Below are 16,404 nucleotides of genomic sequence, written 5' to 3'. Positions count from 1 at the left end.
ATGCCATTTTACTATTATTTTGATCCGACGTACAGTCTCGTACTGATCGGTCTGATCCTTTGTGTGCTGGCCTCGGCCAGAGTCCGGTCCACCTACGCAAAATATGCGCGGGTCCGGAGCAGGTCGGGGATGACCGGAAAGGAGGCGGCTGAAAGGATTCTCCGGGGAGCGGGGATTTATGATGTGAGAGTGGAGCATGTGGGAGGGAACCTGACAGACCACTATGATCCAAGGAGCAAGGTTTTGCGTCTATCGGATGCCACCTATCAATCGGCATCTGTGGCGGCGGTAGGTGTGGCGGCACACGAGTGTGGACATGCGATCCAGCATACAAAAGGATATGCACCGCTTCGTATCCGGAGCGCCATTGTGCCGATTGCGAATTTTGGGTCAGCCATTGCGTGGCCTTTGATTCTATTTGGTTTACTGTTCAACAGTCGTTCGTCTTATATGCTGATTCAGATCGGAATTATAGCCTTTTCTTTTGCCGTCCTCTTTCAGATCGTTACCCTTCCGGTGGAATTTAACGCCTCAAACCGGGCGGTGCGGATTCTGGGAGAGAGTGGGATTCTATCGGCGGACGAGCTCTCCATGACGAGAAAAGTATTAGGTGCCGCGGCACTTACTTATGTGGCGGGAGCCGCTTCGGCGATTTTGCAGTTGCTTCGTATTATTTTACTGACAGGAGGAAGGCGGCGTGAGTAAAACAATCGGGGAACGGGAACTGGTGCTTGCCATCTTGCTGGAGGTGACGCGGGACAAGATCCCGGCTCATCTGGCTCTCTCGAGAGTGCTTGGCAAGTATCAGTACCTTGATAAAAGAGAGCGTGCTTTCATCACGAAAGTGACGGAGGGAACGCTGGAACATATGATTGAGATCGATTATATCATTGACCAGTTTTCAAAGATAAAGATACAGAAAATGAAACCGGTGGTGCTTGCCATTTTGCGAAGCGGAGTTTATCAGCTCCGCTATCTGGATCATGTGCCGGCATCGGCTGTCTGCAACGAGGCTGTAAAACTGGCAAAAAAGAAGGGCTTGCAAGGTTTGTCCGGATTTATAAACGGAGTGCTTCGAACGATTGCAAGGGAGATGGAGCATATTCGTCTTCCTCAGGAGCCGCCGGCGACAAAGCTATCTGTTCAGTATTCCGTTCCGAAATGGATGGTGGAGAAGTGGATGGCCGTTTACCAGGAGGAGACGGTGGAGAAGATGCTTGCCAGTATGATGGAAGAGCATCCAACCTGTATCCGGTTTGACCCGGAACGGATTTCTAAAGATACGTTAAAAGCACGACTTAAGGAGGATGGTGTGGCAAAAATCAAAGACCATCCGGCTCTTCCGTATGCGTTATGGATTTCGGGGTATGATTATCTGGGAGCACTTTCTACCTTTGAGGATGGGCTCTTCTATGTACAGGACGCGAGCTCCATGATAGCGGTGGAGAGTCTGCAGGTCCGGCAGGGAGATTACATCATTGATGTGTGTGCGGCGCCGGGAGGGAAGGCGCTTCACGCGGCGGAAAAGCTTGCGGGCACCGGGGAGGTGGACGCAAGGGATCTGACAGACTACAAGGTAAAACTCATCGAAGAGAATATTGCGCGTAGTGGTCTTACGAATATCCGGGCACGGCGGCAGGATGCGAGAATTCTGGAGGAAGCGTCCGTGGAACAGGCGGATATCGTCATTGCTGATCTGCCGTGTTCCGGGCTTGGGGTTCTTGCTTCTAAGAAGGATATCCGGTACAATATGACGCCGGAGAAACAAGCGGAACTTGCCGCATTGCAGCGGGAGATTCTGTCTGTTGTTTGCAGGTACGTGAAACCGGGCGGTACGCTCCTTTACAGCACCTGTACGATTAACAGGGAGGAAAACGAGGAGAATACGGCATGGTTTCTGGGGGACCATGGCGAGTTTATGATGGAAAAAGAAAGGCAGTTCCTTCCGGGAATCGACCCGTGTGAAGGATTTTACATAGCAGTTTTGAAAAAACAGGAGTCAGAATAGATGAAAAAAAAAGATATTGCTTCCTATACGTTCCAGGAACTGGAGGAGGAGATGAAACTTTCCGGGGAGAAAGGTTTCCGGGCGAAGCAGATTTACGAGTGGATTCATGTGAAGATGGCAGAGAGTTTTGGAGAGATGACAAATCTTTCCAAAACCCTTAGGGAGAAGCTTGACAGAGAATATGAAATCGCGTTGGTCCGCCTGGTGGAGCGGCAGATTTCATCTATTGACGGTACGAACAAATTCCTTTTTGAATTGTGGGACGGCAGTATGATCGAGAGCGTACTGATGCGGTATAAACATGGAAACAGCATCTGCATCTCTTCTCAGGTGGGCTGCCGGATGGGCTGCCGGTTCTGTGCTTCTACTATTGGCGGACTGGTGAGAAATCTCACAGCTTCTGAGATGCTCCGGGAAGTCTACGAAGTGCAGAAGATTACGGGCGAGCGGATTTCCAATATCGTTGTAATGGGAACGGGGGAGCCGCTTGACAATTACGACAATTTCGTTCGTTTTATTCGGATGATCAGTGATGAACACGGACTTCATATCAGTCAGAGAAATATCACGGCGTCCACTTGTGGAATTGTTCCGAATATCCTTCGTTTGGCGGGGGAAAATTTCCAGATTACCCTGGCGCTTTCCCTCCATGCGACTAACCAGGAAAAGCGGCGAAGGCTCATGCCGGTAGCCCACAAATATGACCTTTCGGAAGTGCTGGAGGCGTGTGACGCCTACTTTGAAAAAACAGGACGGCGCATCACCTTTGAATATAGTCTCGTACATGGAGTGAACGATACCGAAGAGGATATTCTGGAGCTGACATCCCTTTTAAAGCACCGTAATTGCCATGTCAATCTCATTCCGGTCAATCCGGTGCGGGAGAAGAATTTCCGTAGGCCGGACAAAAAAACTGCACTGTTTTTTCAAAATAAACTTGAAAAAAATGGGATTAATGTTACTATAAGAAGGGAAATGGGCTCTGATATTGACGGGGCTTGTGGTCAGCTCAGAATAAAACACAGAGACAATCATAAGGAGAATGAAAATGAAAACATTTTCAATGACTGATATTGGTAGAAAAAGAGAGATTAATCAGGATTATGTGTTCGCCACGGATGAAACGATCGGAAATCTTCCGAATCTTCTTGTGGTAGCTGACGGAATGGGCGGACATCGCGCAGGGGATTTTGCGTCCCGATTTACTGTGGAAGTTCTGGCAGAAGAAGTTCAGAACAGCAAAGAGACCCATCCTGAGCAGATACTCGGAAACGCGATTCAGACTGCCAATGAGCGTTTGATGGAGGAGGCGGCAAAGGACAGCCGGCTGGAGGGAATGGGGACGACCCTTGTGGCGGCCACGATTCTGGATCATGTACTTTATTTCGCAAACGTTGGAGACAGCAGACTCTATCTGATCAACAAAGAGATCCGCCAGCTCTCAAAAGACCACTCCATGGTTGAAGAAATGGTCAGGCTTGGCGGACTGACTGAGGAGGAGGCAAAGCACCATCCTGATAAGAACATTATTACACGTGCGATGGGTGTCAAAGACAAGGTGGAGCCGGACTTCTTTGAGTACCGCTTAAAAGGCGGAGACACGATTCTGATGTGCAGTGACGGCCTCACAAATATGGTAGACGATGATGAGATCTTTCAAATTGTAAAAAGCGCACGTGATATTGTAGAAGCAGTAGAAACTCTGATTCAAAGAGCAAATGAGAACGGCGGCTCCGATAATATTGGCATTGTACTGGCGCAGCCGTATGCAGATGAGGTGAGTATATGGTAAAAGATGGTATTGTATTAGGGGAGCGGTATGAGATCCTCAGTAAGATCGGCGCCGGCGGGATGGCCGATGTTTACAAAGGACGCGACAATGTGCTGAATCGTTACGTTGCCGTAAAAGTACTGAAAAAAGAATACCGGGAAGATGAAACATATGTAAAGAAGTTCCGGTCCGAGGCACAGGCCGCAGCCGGAATTATGAATCCGAATATTGTCAATGTCTATGATGTAGGCGTGGACCGGGGGCTTTACTATATGGTAATGGAGCTGGTCGAGGGGATCACGCTGAAAGAATATATTGCGAAAAAACAGAAGCTGTCGCCAAAAGAGGTGATCAGCATCACGCTGCAGGTATGTGCCGGAATGGAAGCGGTACATAAAGGTCACATCATTCATCGTGACATTAAGCCGCAGAATATTATTATTTCCAACGAAGGAAAAGTGAAGGTAACGGACTTTGGAATTGCCAAAGCCGCAAGTTCCAATACGACAAGTTCCAATGCCATGGGATCCGTGCATTATACATCACCGGAGCAGGCAAGGGGCGGATTTTCCGATGAGAAGAGTGATATCTATTCCATCGGTATCACCATGTACGAGATGGTAACGGGACGGGTGCCGTTTGATGGAGACTCAACTGTGGCGATTGCCATGAAGCATCTCCAGGAGGAGATCGTGCCGCCGTCAGAGTACGTTCCAATGCCGTACTCTCTGGAGCAGATCATTTTGAAATGTACCCAGAAAAATGCGGATCTCAGATATCCGAATGTGACACTGCTGGCGCAGGATTTAAGAAGATCTCTCTCCGATCCAAACGGAGATTTCGTAAAGAACGGCGCGTCAGCTTATGGTGTCGGAGCGGATACCGTGATGATCTCAGAGGCGGACCGCAGAAAGATTCAGAATCAGTACGATGATGAGTATGATGATGAGGAATACGAGGACGACTACGACGACCGGTATGATGAACATTATGAAGATGACTATAATGACCGGTATGACGAGGACGATTATGATACAAGAAGCGTGAAGAGCCGGCAAAACCGCGGGGACGATGGACCGAAGCCGAAAATGAGCGGTGTGATGAAGATGGTAATCATTCTGATTGCGGTACTGGTTGTTTGCGCGGCTGGATACGGGATCGGAAACGCTGTCGGTCTGTTCGGAGGCGACTCCAAAAAGACAGAGGAAGAGCGAAAAGAGAAAGTTCCGAATCTCTCCAATCTCGGGCTGACAGAAGAGCAGGCAAGAGAAGCTGCTGAGAAGGCCGGATTTAAGCTGGAAGTTTCCGGTACGAAGAAGTCCGACCAGGAGGAGGGCACTGTGATCGATCAGGATCCGAAATACGGAGAGGAAGCGAAAAGAGGAGCTACCATTTCTGTAGTATTAAGTGAAGGACCGTCCACCGTGACCGTGCCGGATGTAACAGGTGATGATATCAGCACGGCAACAGAAAAGATTGAAGCAGAAGGTCTGAAAGCCGGCTCCACAACAGAAGAGTACAGCGATGAATACGATGAGGGCGAAGTCATTCGGACTACTCCGTCTTCCGGGAAAGAGGTCGAGGAGGGATCTACAGTCAACCTTGTTGTCAGCAAGGGGATCGATCCGGAAGACGAAAAGGTGACTGTGCAAAGTTTTGTCGGAATGCCGGAAAGTAGCCTGACTTCCTGGGCAAAGGAGAATGGGATCAATGTTTCCCGCTCTGAGGATTATAGTGATGAGGTGAACGAGGGAAGAATTATTTCCCAGTCTCTGACTTCCGGTGAGATCTCCAAGGATACAACGATCAGCTATGTGGTAAGCCTTGGAAAAGATCCGGATCAGGATAAGCCGTCTGACAACGATAATAACAGCGACAGTAATAATAGCGGCGGCAACAATAATAACAATACTGACGATAAGGAGAATGGGGATGATTCCGGTTCCTCATCTACAGACGGCCCGAAATGGGAAAGTAATATTGATGCCTGGGCGAAGGAGAAGGGCGTTAAATACAATGTTGAGTACGAGAAAGATACTTCCGTACCACACGGCGGAGTCATCCGGTACGAGGAGAATTCTGACGGAAGCTACACCTTCTATGTCAGCATCAGCTAGAAGAAGGATGACGACAGAAAACACACAAGGAGACTTTCATGCTGGGAAAGATTGTGAAAGGAATTGCCGGATTCTACTACGTTCACGTAGTAGAATCCGGTGTTTATGAATGTAAGGCAAAAGGAATTTTCCGCAAGGAAAAGATCAAACCATTGGTAGGCGATAACGTGGAGATGGATGTGATCGATGAGAAAGAAAAGACCGGGAATATTGTGAGGATCTGTCCGAGAAAGAACGAGCTCATCCGTCCCGCGGTAGCCAATATCGATCAGGCGCTCATCGTGTTTGCGGTGACAAAGCCAAAGCCGCATCTGAATCTACTGGACCGGTTTCTGATCATGATGGAGAGCAAAGACATTCCGGTAACACTCTGCTTCAATAAAAAAGATCTGGCAGCGGATGAAGAGTGGAGGGGGTTAAAGGAGGTCTATGAGACCTGCGGCTATCCGGTTGTATTTACAAGTGCCCTGAAGGAGGAAAACATCACCAAGATCCGCAGGATTTTAGAGGGAAAGACAACCGCTCTTGCAGGACCATCTGGAGTAGGGAAGTCTTCTCTGATCAATCTTCTGGAACCGGGCGCCAATATGGAAACCGGGGAGATCAGCAGAAAGATCGAGCGGGGACGGCATACGACAAGGCACTCTGAGCTCTTTGCCATCGGCGGGGAGACGTACATCATGGACACGCCGGGATTCGGCTCTCTGTATGTCAATGACTTTGAAAAAGAAGATCTGAAATATTATTTTCGAGAATTTGAGCCGTATGAGGGGAACTGCAAGTTTCAGGGGTGCAGTCATATTCACGAACCGGGATGCGGCGTTAAGGATGCCATGGAGACAGGGAAGATCCCGAAGAGCAGATATGAAAACTATCTGGAACTGTACCGTGAACTGGAACAGAAACAGCGATATTGAGGAGGAAAAGTATGAACTATATTTTGGCGCCGTCTCTTCTGGCGGCGGATTTTCAATGTCTTGCAGAACAGATGAAGCAGACAGAGGAAAACGGGGCAAAGTATCTGCATTTTGATGTGATGGACGGCATGTTTGTGCCGAGCATTTCGTTTGGAGTGCCGGTGTTAAAGTCTATCAAAGGTGCCACAAATCAGGTGATGGATGTGCATCTGATGGTGCAGGAACCAATCCGCTATGTAAAAGACTTTGCACAGGCCGGAGCAGATATCATCACCGTCCACCTGGAAGCGTGTTCTGATGTGGGAAATACGCTTCGAGAGATTAAAGCCTGTGGAAAAAAGACAGGGCTTTCCATCTGTCCTCAGACGGAGGCGGAGGAGCTCCTGCCATATCTGGATCTGACAGATATGATTCTTGTCATGTCCGTCCAGCCGGGATTTGGCGGGCAGAAGTTTATTGTGGAGTCCCTGGAAAAGATTCGGAAAGTACGGGGCATGATCGAGAAGAGTGGACAGGCCATCGATCTGGAAGTGGACGGGGGCATTTACCAGGAGAACGTAGAGGAAGTCCTGAAAGCAGGGGCAAATGTAATCGTGGCCGGTTCCGCTGTATTTGGGGGAAATCCGGGAGAGAACACAAGGGTTATGATGGAGAGATTAAAACAATATGAGTAGAGTGACAATCATCATCAGCGGGGGGGCGATCGAGGATGATTTTGCCCTTTCCGTTCTGGAATCTTACGAATCAAAACGTATTATCGGAGTAGACAAGGGAGTCGAATTCTTATATCGGCACCAGATCCTTCCGGAATATATTGTAGGAGATTTTGACAGTATCTCCGAGGAGGTCATCCGCTATTACAGGGAGGAGACGAAGGTTCCGATCCGGGAATACAATCCGGTCAAGGACGCTTCAGACACGGAGATTGCCATCCGGACGGCGCTTGCCCTTGGATGTGATCAGATGATCATTCTTGGCGCTACCGGGAGCCGGATCGATCATATCTGGGCCAATGTCCAGTCCTTGGAGATTGCGAGAAAGGCGGGAGTCCATGCGGAGATACGGGATACATGCAACAGAATCCGACTCTGCGACGGGGAAGTTCGTTTGAAAAGAAGAGAGGCATTTGGGAAGTATTTTTCCCTGTTCCCGTTTGGGGGAGAGGTGGAGAACCTGACGCTTGTGGGCGCGAAATATCCGCTGGATCATCATCATCTGCTCCCGAATGACAGTCTGTGTGTCAGCAACGAGATCGAGGAGGATGAGCTTGTCATCACCTTCTCATCCGGGACACTCATTTTGATGGAAACAAAAGACGAGTAAGAAATTTACAAAGAGAATGGAGAGAAATGAAATGAAACTTGGAATTGTCGGATTACCTAACGTAGGGAAAAGTACCCTGTTTAATTCTCTGACAAAAGCGGGAGCGGAGTCAGCAAACTATCCGTTTTGTACTATCGACCCGAATGTGGGGGTTGTGACGGTGCCCGATGAGCGGTTAAATGTTCTGGGCGAGATGTATCACACGAAAAAGATCGTTCCGGCGGTCATCGAATTTGTGGATATCGCGGGCCTCGTGAAAGGGGCTTCCAAAGGAGAGGGACTTGGAAACCAGTTCCTTGCCAACATTCGTGAGGTGGATGCTATTGTCCATGTCGTGCGGTGCTTTGAAAACGGCAATATTGTCCATGTAGATGGATCCATCAACCCGCTTAGAGATATTGAGACGATTAACGTGGAGTTGATTTTTTCTGACCTGGAAGTGTTGGAGAGACGGATCAGCAAACAGATCCGTGCGGCGAGAAACGACAAAGCGGTCGCCAAGGAAGTAGAGCTGATGCAGAGAATCAAAGCGCATCTGGAAGAAGGAAAGATGGCAGGCAGCTTTGCGGATTTCAGGGATGAGGAGGAAGAGGAGTGGATGAATAGCTACAATCTTCTGACTGCCAAACCGGTGATTTTTGCGGCCAATGTTTCGGAGGACGATCTGGCGGATGACGGTGTCGCGAACGAAGGTGTACAGGAAGTCCGCAAGTTCGCAAAAGAAGCAGGATACGAGGTATTCGTAGTCTGTGCGGAGATTGAACAGGAGATTGCGGAGCTGGAAGAGGATGAAAAAGCAATGTTTCTGGAAGACCTCGGCCTGAAAGAGTCCGGCCTTGAGAAGCTGATTAAGGCAAGCTATCGTCTGCTTGGGCTTATCAGTTATCTGACAGCCGGTGAGCCGGAAGTCCGGGCGTGGACGATTAAGAAAGGTACAAAAGCACCTCAGGCAGCCGGAAAGATTCATTCTGACTTTGAACGAGGTTTTATCCGGGCAGAGGTCGTGGCCTACGATGATCTGATCGCCTCCGGCAATATGACAGCCGCAAAGGAAAAGGGTCTGGTTCGGTCCGAAGGAAAAGAGTATGTTGTAAAAGACGGGGATGTAGTATTGTTCCGGTTTAACGTATAAGGGAGACGGGCGCCATGAAGCTGTCGGAAACGGCAGAGGCAGGACGCCCGTTTTGCTGCTCGTTTTGAAAGAAAGATATTGGCTGTGAATAGTTATTTTGTTCACAAAAAGGTACAAAATTATGGGACGAGTCTACTGGACTTTTGTAGGTAATGGCGATATAATATGAATATCTATGAATTTAGAAACATTTTTTGAAACTTAAGGAGGAATAAAGAAATGGGAAGATCAATGAAAACCATGGATGGTAACCATGCTGCCGCTCATGCTTCATATGCATACAGCGATGTAGCCGCGATCTATCCGATCACCCCTTCATCTGTTATGGCAGAAGCTACTGATGAGTGGGCTACCCAGGGAAGAAAGAACATTTTTGGACAGGAAGTTCAGGTTACGGAGATGCAGTCTGAGGCCGGAGCAGCAGGTGCTGTACACGGTTCTCTTGCAGCAGGCGCTCTGACAACTACTTACACAGCATCTCAGGGACTTCTGCTGATGATCCCGAACTTGTATAAGATTGCAGGTGAACAGCTTCCGGGTGTATTCAATGTATCTGCCCGTGCGCTTGCAAGCCATGCGCTCTCCATTTTCGGAGATCACTCTGACGTATACGCATGCCGTCAGACAGGATGTGCAATGCTTTGTGAATCCAGTGTTCAGGAAGTCATGGACCTGACGCCGGTTGCCCACTGTGCGGCAATCAAGGGACGCCTTCCATTTATCAACTTTTTCGATGGATTCCGTACATCTCATGAGATCCAGAAGATTGAGACATGGGATTATGAAGATCTGAAAGATCTGGTAGATCTGGATGCGATCGACGCATTCCGTAAACATGCGTTGAATCCAAATCATCCTTGCGAAAGAGGGTCCGCGCAGAATCCGGACGTATTCTTCCAGGCAAGAGAAGCATGCAACCCGTACTATGACGCTATGCCGGCTATTGTTCAGGAGTACATGGATAAAGTAAACGCGAAGATCGGTACAAACTACAAGCTGTTCAATTACCATGGAGCAGAAGACGCGGAGCATGTGATCATCGCAATGGGATCTGTCTGTGAGACGATCGACGAGACAGTAGATTATCTGCTCGCTAAAGGCGAGAAAGTCGGCGTTGTAAAGGTAAGACTTTACAGACCATTCAGCGCAAAAGCGCTTATTGAGGCCATTCCGGAGAGTGTGAAAGTGATCTCTGTCCTTGACAGAACAAAAGAGCCTGGAGCACAGGGAGAGCCGCTTTACCTTGATGTTGTCGCAGCATTAAAGGGAACAAAGTTCGACGGCGTGAAAGTGCTTACAGGACGTTACGGATTAGGTTCCAAAGATACGACACCGGCTCAGATCGTTGCTGTATACAACAACACAGAAAAAGAAAGATTCACAATCGGTATCGTTGATGACGTAACACACCTGTCATTGGATGAGGGCGAAGCACTTGTTACTACACCAGAAGGAACAATCAACTGTAAGTTCTGGGGACTTGGTGCTGATGGTACTGTTGGAGCAAATAAGAACTCTATCAAGATCATTGGTGACAATACAGATATGTATGCACAGGCATACTTTGATTATGATTCCAAAAAATCCGGCGGTGTGACGATGTCCCACCTTCGTTTTGGAAAGAAACCGATTAAGTCCACATACCTGATTAAGAAGGCAAACTTTGTAGCATGCCATAATCCGTCCTACATCAACAAGTACAACATGGTACAGGAACTTGTTGACGGAGGTACGTTCCTTCTGAATTGCCCATGGGATATGGAAGGACTGGAAAAACACCTTCCGGGACAGGTGAAGGCATTTATCGCTAACCACAACATCAAGTTCTATGTGATTGATGGTATTAAGATTGGTAAGGAGATCGGACTTGGAGGACGTATCAACACGATTCTTCAGTCTGCGTTCTTTAAGCTGGCAGCCATCATTCCGGAGGAAGAAGCGATCGACCTGATGAAGAAGGCAGCAAAAGCTACTTACGGAAGAAAAGGTGACAAGATTGTTCAGATGAACTACGACGCAATCGACGCAGGTGCAAAACAGGTTGTAGAAGTTGCTGTACCGGAAAGCTGGAAAGACGCTGCTGATGAAGGATTATTCACACCGGAAGTCAAAGGCGGAAGAAAAGAAGTTGTAGACTTTGTTAAGAATATTCAGGCAAAAGTAAACGCTCAGGAAGGAAACTCCCTGCCGGTATCTGCGTTTACAGACTATGTAGACGGAACCACACCGTCTGGAACGGCCGCTTATGAGAAACGTGGTATCGCGGTAGATATCCCGATCTGGCAGCCTCAGAACTGTATTCAGTGTAACCGTTGTGCGTATGTATGTCCGCACGCTGTTATCCGTCCGGTAGCTCTGACAGAGGAAGAGGCTGCAAACGCACCGGAAGGAATCCAGACAATTCCGATGATCGGTATGCCTGATATGAAGTTCAGTATCACGGTTTCTGCTTACGACTGTACAGGATGTGGTTCCTGTGCAAATGTATGTCCTGGTAAGAAGGGCGAGAAGGCTCTTGTTATGGGTAACATGGAAGCGAATGCAGGAGAACAGGTATACTTCGATTTCGGAAGAGAGATTCCGGTAAAACCAGAAGTAGTAGCCAAATTTAAAGAAAATACAGTAAAGGGAAGCCAGTTCAAGCAGCCGCTTCTTGAGTTCTCGGGAGCATGTGCGGGATGTGGAGAGACGCCTTATGCAAAACTCGTTACACAGTTATTCGGAGACAGAATGTATATTGCGAACGCAACAGGATGTTCTTCTATCTGGGGTAACTCATCACCATCTACACCTTACACTGTGAACGCAGAAGGTAAAGGACCTGCATGGTCTAACTCCCTCTTTGAAGATAACGCAGAGTTTGGTTACGGTATGATGCTTGCAAACAAAGCGATCAGAAATGGACTGAAAGCAAAAGTAGAATCTGTCGCGGCATCTGATAAAGCTTCCGAAGAAGTGAAGGCAGTATGTCAGGAATGGCTTGATACCTTTTCCTGTGGAGCTACAAATGGAACTGCTACAGATAAGCTGGTAGCGGCACTTTCTGGATGTGACTGTGAAGTATGTAAGGATATCGTAAATAATAAAGATTTCCTCGCTAAAAAGTCACAGTGGATTTTCGGCGGAGACGGATGGGCTTATGACATCGGATTCGGTGGATTGGATCATGTCCTTGCAAGCGGACAGGATATCAATATTATGGTATTCGATACTGAAGTTTACTCTAACACAGGTGGACAGTCCTCCAAGGCTACAAAGACAGGTGCAGTGGCACAGTTCGCGGCAGGCGGAAAGGAAACCAAGAAGAAAGATCTGGCAGGTATTGCAATGAGCTATGGCTATGTATATGTTGCTCAGATCGCAATGGGAGCTGACTTCAACCAGACAGTGAAGGCGATCTCTGAGGCTGAGGCTTATCCGGGACCATCCCTGATTATTGCTTACGCTCCATGTATCAACCATGGTATCAAGAAGGGCATGAGCAAAGCTCAGACAGAGGAACAGCTTGCGGTAGAGTGCGGATATTGGAACAATTTCCGTTTCAATCCAGCTGCGGAAAACAAGTTCACTTTGGACAGCAAGGCTCCGACCGGAGATTATCAGGAATTCCTGAACGGAGAAGTTCGTTACAACTCTCTTGTAAGACAGGATCCGGAAAAAGCAAAAGTATTATTCGAAAAGAACGAGCAGGAAGCAAAAGAGAGATATGAATATCTGAACAAACTTGTTGCACTGTACGGAAAAACAGAATAAAGAACGGTCATAATATGACAGATACTTTTAGGATACAGGGACGATCATCCCTGTATCCTTTTTTGCGTTATAGGCTAGTTGTCATTCTAAAATGTAATGTTTAGTACTTGCGAATCTATTTGAGCTCTGACAACTTTCTGCGGGATATAAATTTGCATAAAGGATCCAGAAAGGGTAATAGGTATTGATAAAAACAGTTGTAATAATAGCAAATACTGGAATAAAAATGCATATTTAAAGAATAAAAATACAAAAAGTGACAACTTATATAATTTATAAAGTTTTCAATTATGTGAAATAGTAGACAAAAAATGAACTTTATTCTAGTGTATATTGCACAAGTGTTTTTTTGACAAAAACAAATTGTTAGAAAATAATAAATAGTAAACGAAAAATAAATGAAAATGATAAAAGAATAACGAATATAATAAAAGAATATCGAAAAATGGGGAAAAACATGACAAAATGTTTGTTGTCAGGTTGACAATCATTGATAAATAGATATAATATAAATATACATTTTCGATAGGGGGGGGGTAATACCAGATGGATACCATCCAGAAGCTGAGAAATTTTATGGAAGAGAAAAAGGTGGATTCTTTCTTTATTGCGAAACCGGCCAATGTCCGATACATCAGTTCCTACACAGGGGACGACTCTTATTTGCTTGTGACACAGAAGAAGCAGTTTTTTATCACAGATCCGAGATATACGGAGCAGGCGTCTTATGAGTGTCCGGACTATGAAGTGGTAAACTGGAGGACACCAAAGAATACGATTGGTATGACGGTACAACGGTTGGCAAGGGAAGCGGGAGTAAAAACGATCGCTTTCGAGGAAGATTATCTCACCTTTTCTTTTTATGAGTCGATCCGAAGCCAGGGAGACGCGGAACTGGTACCTACGGTCGATGTGATTGAGGAATTCCGATCCGTTAAGACAAAAGAGGAAGAGGGATATTTAAGGGCTGCGTGTGAGATTGCGTCCCGGGCATTTGATAAAATTATCCAGGATATCCACGTTGGCGTGACGGAAAAAGAGCTTGCGTCCAGACTTTCCCATTATATGGTGATGGAAGGAGCAGACACCAAGCCATATGGAGGAATCCTGATCTCCGGAGCGAGGACGTCTCTTCTCCATGGAATTCCGTCAGATAAGGCGATTCAGTATGGAGACCTGGTTCTGATGGATTATGGATGTCAGTATCATGGCTATCTCTCTGATATGACAAGGACGGTTATAGTCGGGAAGGCGACACCGGAGCAGAGAAAGGTATATGATCTTTGCAGACAGATGACAGAAGATGTAGAAGCGGTCATTAAACCGGGTGTGACAGGCATAGAATGTTATGAGGCATCACTGAAGGCCATTAAGGACACACCATATATGGAATATAATTATGGCGGAATTGGACACGGTATTGGATTATTCGTACATGAACTACCATTTATCGGAAGCAATTCCAGCGCTGTTCTCCAGGAGGGGAACATTATGACGGTAGAACCGGGAATTTATATTCCGGGCTGGGGAGGCATCCGGGTCGAAGACCAGGGGATCATCACTCAGAGCGGATATGAAAACCTGATAAGTGCTACACACGAGCTCGTAGAGCTCTAAAACCTTAAAAAGGAGGAAGGTATTATGAAAAGAAAAGTTTTGGCAGCATTATTGGCAGCAGCTATGGCAGGAACACTTCTTGCAGGATGCGGCACACCGGGAAGCAAGGATAAGGGCGGAGACAGCGATGAGAAAGTATTCCGCTATTCTACGAGAACAGAGCCTACAACTCTGGATCCGACAAAGGCAAATTGTATTCCTGACAACGAACTTCAACATGCGATCACAGAAGGACTTGTAAGAAACACCGGTGGAGAGATTAAGCCGGGAGTTGCGGAGTCATGGGAGGTTTCGGAAGATGGCCTTACATATACATTCCATCTGAATCCGGACGCAAAATGGAGCGACGGAGAGCAGATCAAAGCGCAGGACTTCGTATATGGATGGCAGAGACTGGTAGATCCTGCAACAGCGGCTCCATATGCATTCATCGGTGAATATATTGTAAATGGCGCAGAAGTTGAAAAGGGGAAAGTAGATCCGTCTGAACTCGCCGTAGTAGCACAGGATGATACGACACTCGTTGTTACGTTGGTTCACCCGACCGCTTATTTCCTGAGTTTGATCGGTGCTTCCGGAAACTTTGCGCCGGTTCGTCAGGATATCGTGGAAGAATACGGCAAAGATTTTGCGGCGGACGCGGAAAAGAATGTATATTCCGGACCGTATAAACTGACAAGCTCCGCAAATCAGAAATATGTATTTGAGCCAAACGAAAATTACTGGGACAAAGATTCCATTAAACTGGATCGTGCAGAGATGAGCTATGTACAGAATCAGGAGACTGCCCTTGCAATGTATGAGGACGGCGAACTGGATTACGTTGAAATTCCTTCCGCATCCGCAGATAAATATAAAGATGAAGCTGAAGTCTTCCGTAATGGTAACGTAGACTACTTCTACTTCAACTGTGGCGGGGAGAACAAGGCGATGACAAACAAGAACTTCCGTCTTGCCCTCAACTATGCGCTGAACAGAAATGATTACAATACCCTTGTAAACAATGGGCTTTACGCGCCGAGCGTAGATGTCGTTTTCAGTGGCCTGACAGGCGTTGAAAGTACATGGGGAGAGGAGTCGAATCTGCAGTCATATCCACTTGACGGAGATGAGGCAAAAGCAAAAGAGTACTTAAACGCGGCGATGTCCGAGCTGGGCGTTTCCAATCCGTCTGATATCACTGTGACAATCACGACGACAGATAGTGACTCTGCTAAGAAACAGGCTGAAGTATGCCAGGAAATGTGGCAGAAAGCCCTTGGCATTAAAATTGAAATTGAACAGGTTACATATAATGAGTGTCTGACACGTCAGCAGTCCGGCGACTATGAGATCGCATGGGGCGGCTGGGTATCAGATTACGATGATCCATACAGCTATCTGGAGCTTTTCAAGTCCGACAGCCCGTACAACTACAGCAGATATAAGAATGAAAAGGTTGACGAACTTCTGAATGCGTCACAGTTAGAAGTGGATGCTGCAAAACGTATGGATATGCTTCATCAGGCAGACCAGATCATCGTAGATGATGCTGCTTTTCTTCCTCAGGCAGAAAGAGAGGTTCATTACCTTGTCAGAGACAATGTGGAAGGTCTTGTACAATTTTACAGCTCAATCAATCTTGACTGGGTATATGTAGACATGACAGAATAAAAGTGAATTGAAAAAACAGACGAGATAAAATCCCGCTGTCCGGAAAGATGTCCGGACAGCGGAAATATTGAAAGCAAGAAATGATCCAGGAAAGCCCAAGCAGGGGAATCTGA

General features: G+C 47.1%; 12 protein-coding genes. All 12 read left to right on the top strand.

Translation table 11 applies throughout. The features are described 5' to 3' along the window. The 12 genes from AOA56_RS13360 (at nt 1) to AOA56_RS13305 (ending at nt 16,291) form a co-directional block, all read left to right on the top strand. The gene (locus AOA56_RS13360) at nt 1–705 is read left to right on the top strand and encodes a zinc metallopeptidase (RefSeq protein WP_024733217.1); all 705 of its coding nucleotides are present in this window, start codon (nt 1–3) and stop codon (nt 703–705) included. Next, nucleotides 698–2,008, top strand: coding sequence for a 16S rRNA (cytosine(967)-C(5))-methyltransferase RsmB (gene rsmB, locus AOA56_RS13355; protein ID WP_053769872.1), 1,311 nt, complete (start codon nt 698–700; stop codon nt 2,006–2,008). Before AOA56_RS13360 ends, rsmB begins: the two co-directional genes overlap by 8 nt. Beyond that, the gene (gene rlmN / locus AOA56_RS13350) at nt 2,009–3,079 is read left to right on the top strand and encodes a dual-specificity RNA methyltransferase RlmN (RefSeq protein WP_053769871.1); all 1,071 of its coding nucleotides are present in this window, start codon (nt 2,009–2,011) and stop codon (nt 3,077–3,079) included. Then, entirely contained in the window at nt 3,057–3,800 is a 744-nt protein-coding gene (locus tag AOA56_RS13345) for a Stp1/IreP family PP2C-type Ser/Thr phosphatase (protein WP_024733215.1), read from the top strand. The genes rlmN and AOA56_RS13345 overlap by 23 nt, the downstream gene beginning before the upstream one ends. Continuing rightward, nucleotides 3,794–5,896 (top strand): Stk1 family PASTA domain-containing Ser/Thr kinase, encoded by a 2,103-nt coding sequence (pknB, locus tag AOA56_RS13340; RefSeq protein ID WP_082350022.1) that lies wholly within the window; start codon nt 3,794–3,796, stop codon nt 5,894–5,896. Before AOA56_RS13345 ends, pknB begins: the two co-directional genes overlap by 7 nt. A gap of 38 nt (nt 5,897–5,934) precedes the next feature. Further along, entirely contained in the window at nt 5,935–6,813 is an 879-nt protein-coding gene (gene rsgA / locus AOA56_RS13335; protein WP_053769870.1) for a ribosome small subunit-dependent GTPase A, read from the top strand. Between the two features lie 11 nt (nt 6,814–6,824). After that, nucleotides 6,825–7,487 carry a ribulose-phosphate 3-epimerase gene (gene rpe, locus AOA56_RS13330; RefSeq protein WP_053769869.1) on the top strand — a complete coding sequence of 221 codons (663 nt, stop codon included), beginning with the start codon at nt 6,825–6,827 and terminating at the stop codon, nt 7,485–7,487. Continuing rightward, nucleotides 7,480–8,136: a thiamine diphosphokinase gene (locus AOA56_RS13325; protein ID WP_024733211.1), complete on the top strand. Its 657-nt coding sequence runs from the start codon at nt 7,480–7,482 to the stop codon at nt 8,134–8,136. The genes rpe and AOA56_RS13325 overlap by 8 nt, the downstream gene beginning before the upstream one ends. A gap of 31 nt (nt 8,137–8,167) precedes the next feature. Continuing rightward, nucleotides 8,168–9,268, top strand: a complete 1,101-nt coding sequence (gene ychF, locus AOA56_RS13320) for a redox-regulated ATPase YchF (protein ID WP_053769868.1) — start codon at nt 8,168–8,170, stop codon at nt 9,266–9,268. A gap of 219 nt (nt 9,269–9,487) precedes the next feature. Further along, nucleotides 9,488–13,021 (top strand): pyruvate:ferredoxin (flavodoxin) oxidoreductase, encoded by a 3,534-nt coding sequence (gene nifJ, locus AOA56_RS13315; RefSeq protein WP_048622163.1) that lies wholly within the window; start codon nt 9,488–9,490, stop codon nt 13,019–13,021. A 546-nt stretch (nt 13,022–13,567) separates the two neighbouring features. Then, complete coding sequence (locus AOA56_RS13310) at nt 13,568–14,638, top strand: M24 family metallopeptidase (protein WP_053769867.1); 1,071 nt, start codon at nt 13,568–13,570, stop codon at nt 14,636–14,638. A 24-nt stretch (nt 14,639–14,662) separates the two neighbouring features. Next, nucleotides 14,663–16,291: a peptide ABC transporter substrate-binding protein gene (locus AOA56_RS13305; protein WP_048622162.1), complete on the top strand. Its 1,629-nt coding sequence runs from the start codon at nt 14,663–14,665 to the stop codon at nt 16,289–16,291. The last annotated feature ends 113 nt before the right edge of the window (nt 16,292–16,404 follow it).

The organism is Sellimonas intestinalis, assembly GCF_001280875.1.
Lineage (GTDB): Bacteria > Bacillota > Clostridia > Lachnospirales > Lachnospiraceae > Sellimonas > Sellimonas intestinalis.
The sequence above is the reverse complement of the archived record's forward strand: the minus strand, read 5'-3'. Positions and strand labels throughout refer to the sequence as shown.

What these genes read in the sequence shown, in the direction of transcription:
- AOA56_RS13325 (WP_024733211.1), top strand. Translation starts at nt 7,480, where the DNA reads ATGAGTAGAGTGACAATCATCATCAGCGGGGGGGCGATCGAGGATGAT.
- AOA56_RS13345 (WP_024733215.1), top strand. Translation starts at nt 3,057, where the DNA reads ATGAAAACATTTTCAATGACTGATATTGGTAGAAAAAGAGAGATTAAT.
- AOA56_RS13310 (WP_053769867.1), top strand. Translation starts at nt 13,568, where the DNA reads ATGGATACCATCCAGAAGCTGAGAAATTTTATGGAAGAGAAAAAGGTG.
- nifJ (WP_048622163.1), top strand. Translation starts at nt 9,488, where the DNA reads ATGGGAAGATCAATGAAAACCATGGATGGTAACCATGCTGCCGCTCAT.
- AOA56_RS13305 (WP_048622162.1), top strand. Translation starts at nt 14,663, where the DNA reads ATGAAAAGAAAAGTTTTGGCAGCATTATTGGCAGCAGCTATGGCAGGA.
- ychF (WP_053769868.1), top strand. Translation starts at nt 8,168, where the DNA reads ATGAAACTTGGAATTGTCGGATTACCTAACGTAGGGAAAAGTACCCTG.
- rpe (WP_053769869.1), top strand. Translation starts at nt 6,825, where the DNA reads ATGAACTATATTTTGGCGCCGTCTCTTCTGGCGGCGGATTTTCAATGT.
- rsgA (WP_053769870.1), top strand. Translation starts at nt 5,935, where the DNA reads ATGCTGGGAAAGATTGTGAAAGGAATTGCCGGATTCTACTACGTTCAC.
- pknB (WP_082350022.1), top strand. Translation starts at nt 3,794, where the DNA reads ATGGTAAAAGATGGTATTGTATTAGGGGAGCGGTATGAGATCCTCAGT.
- AOA56_RS13360 (WP_024733217.1), top strand. Translation starts at nt 1, where the DNA reads ATGCCATTTTACTATTATTTTGATCCGACGTACAGTCTCGTACTGATC.
- rlmN (WP_053769871.1), top strand. Translation starts at nt 2,009, where the DNA reads ATGAAAAAAAAAGATATTGCTTCCTATACGTTCCAGGAACTGGAGGAG.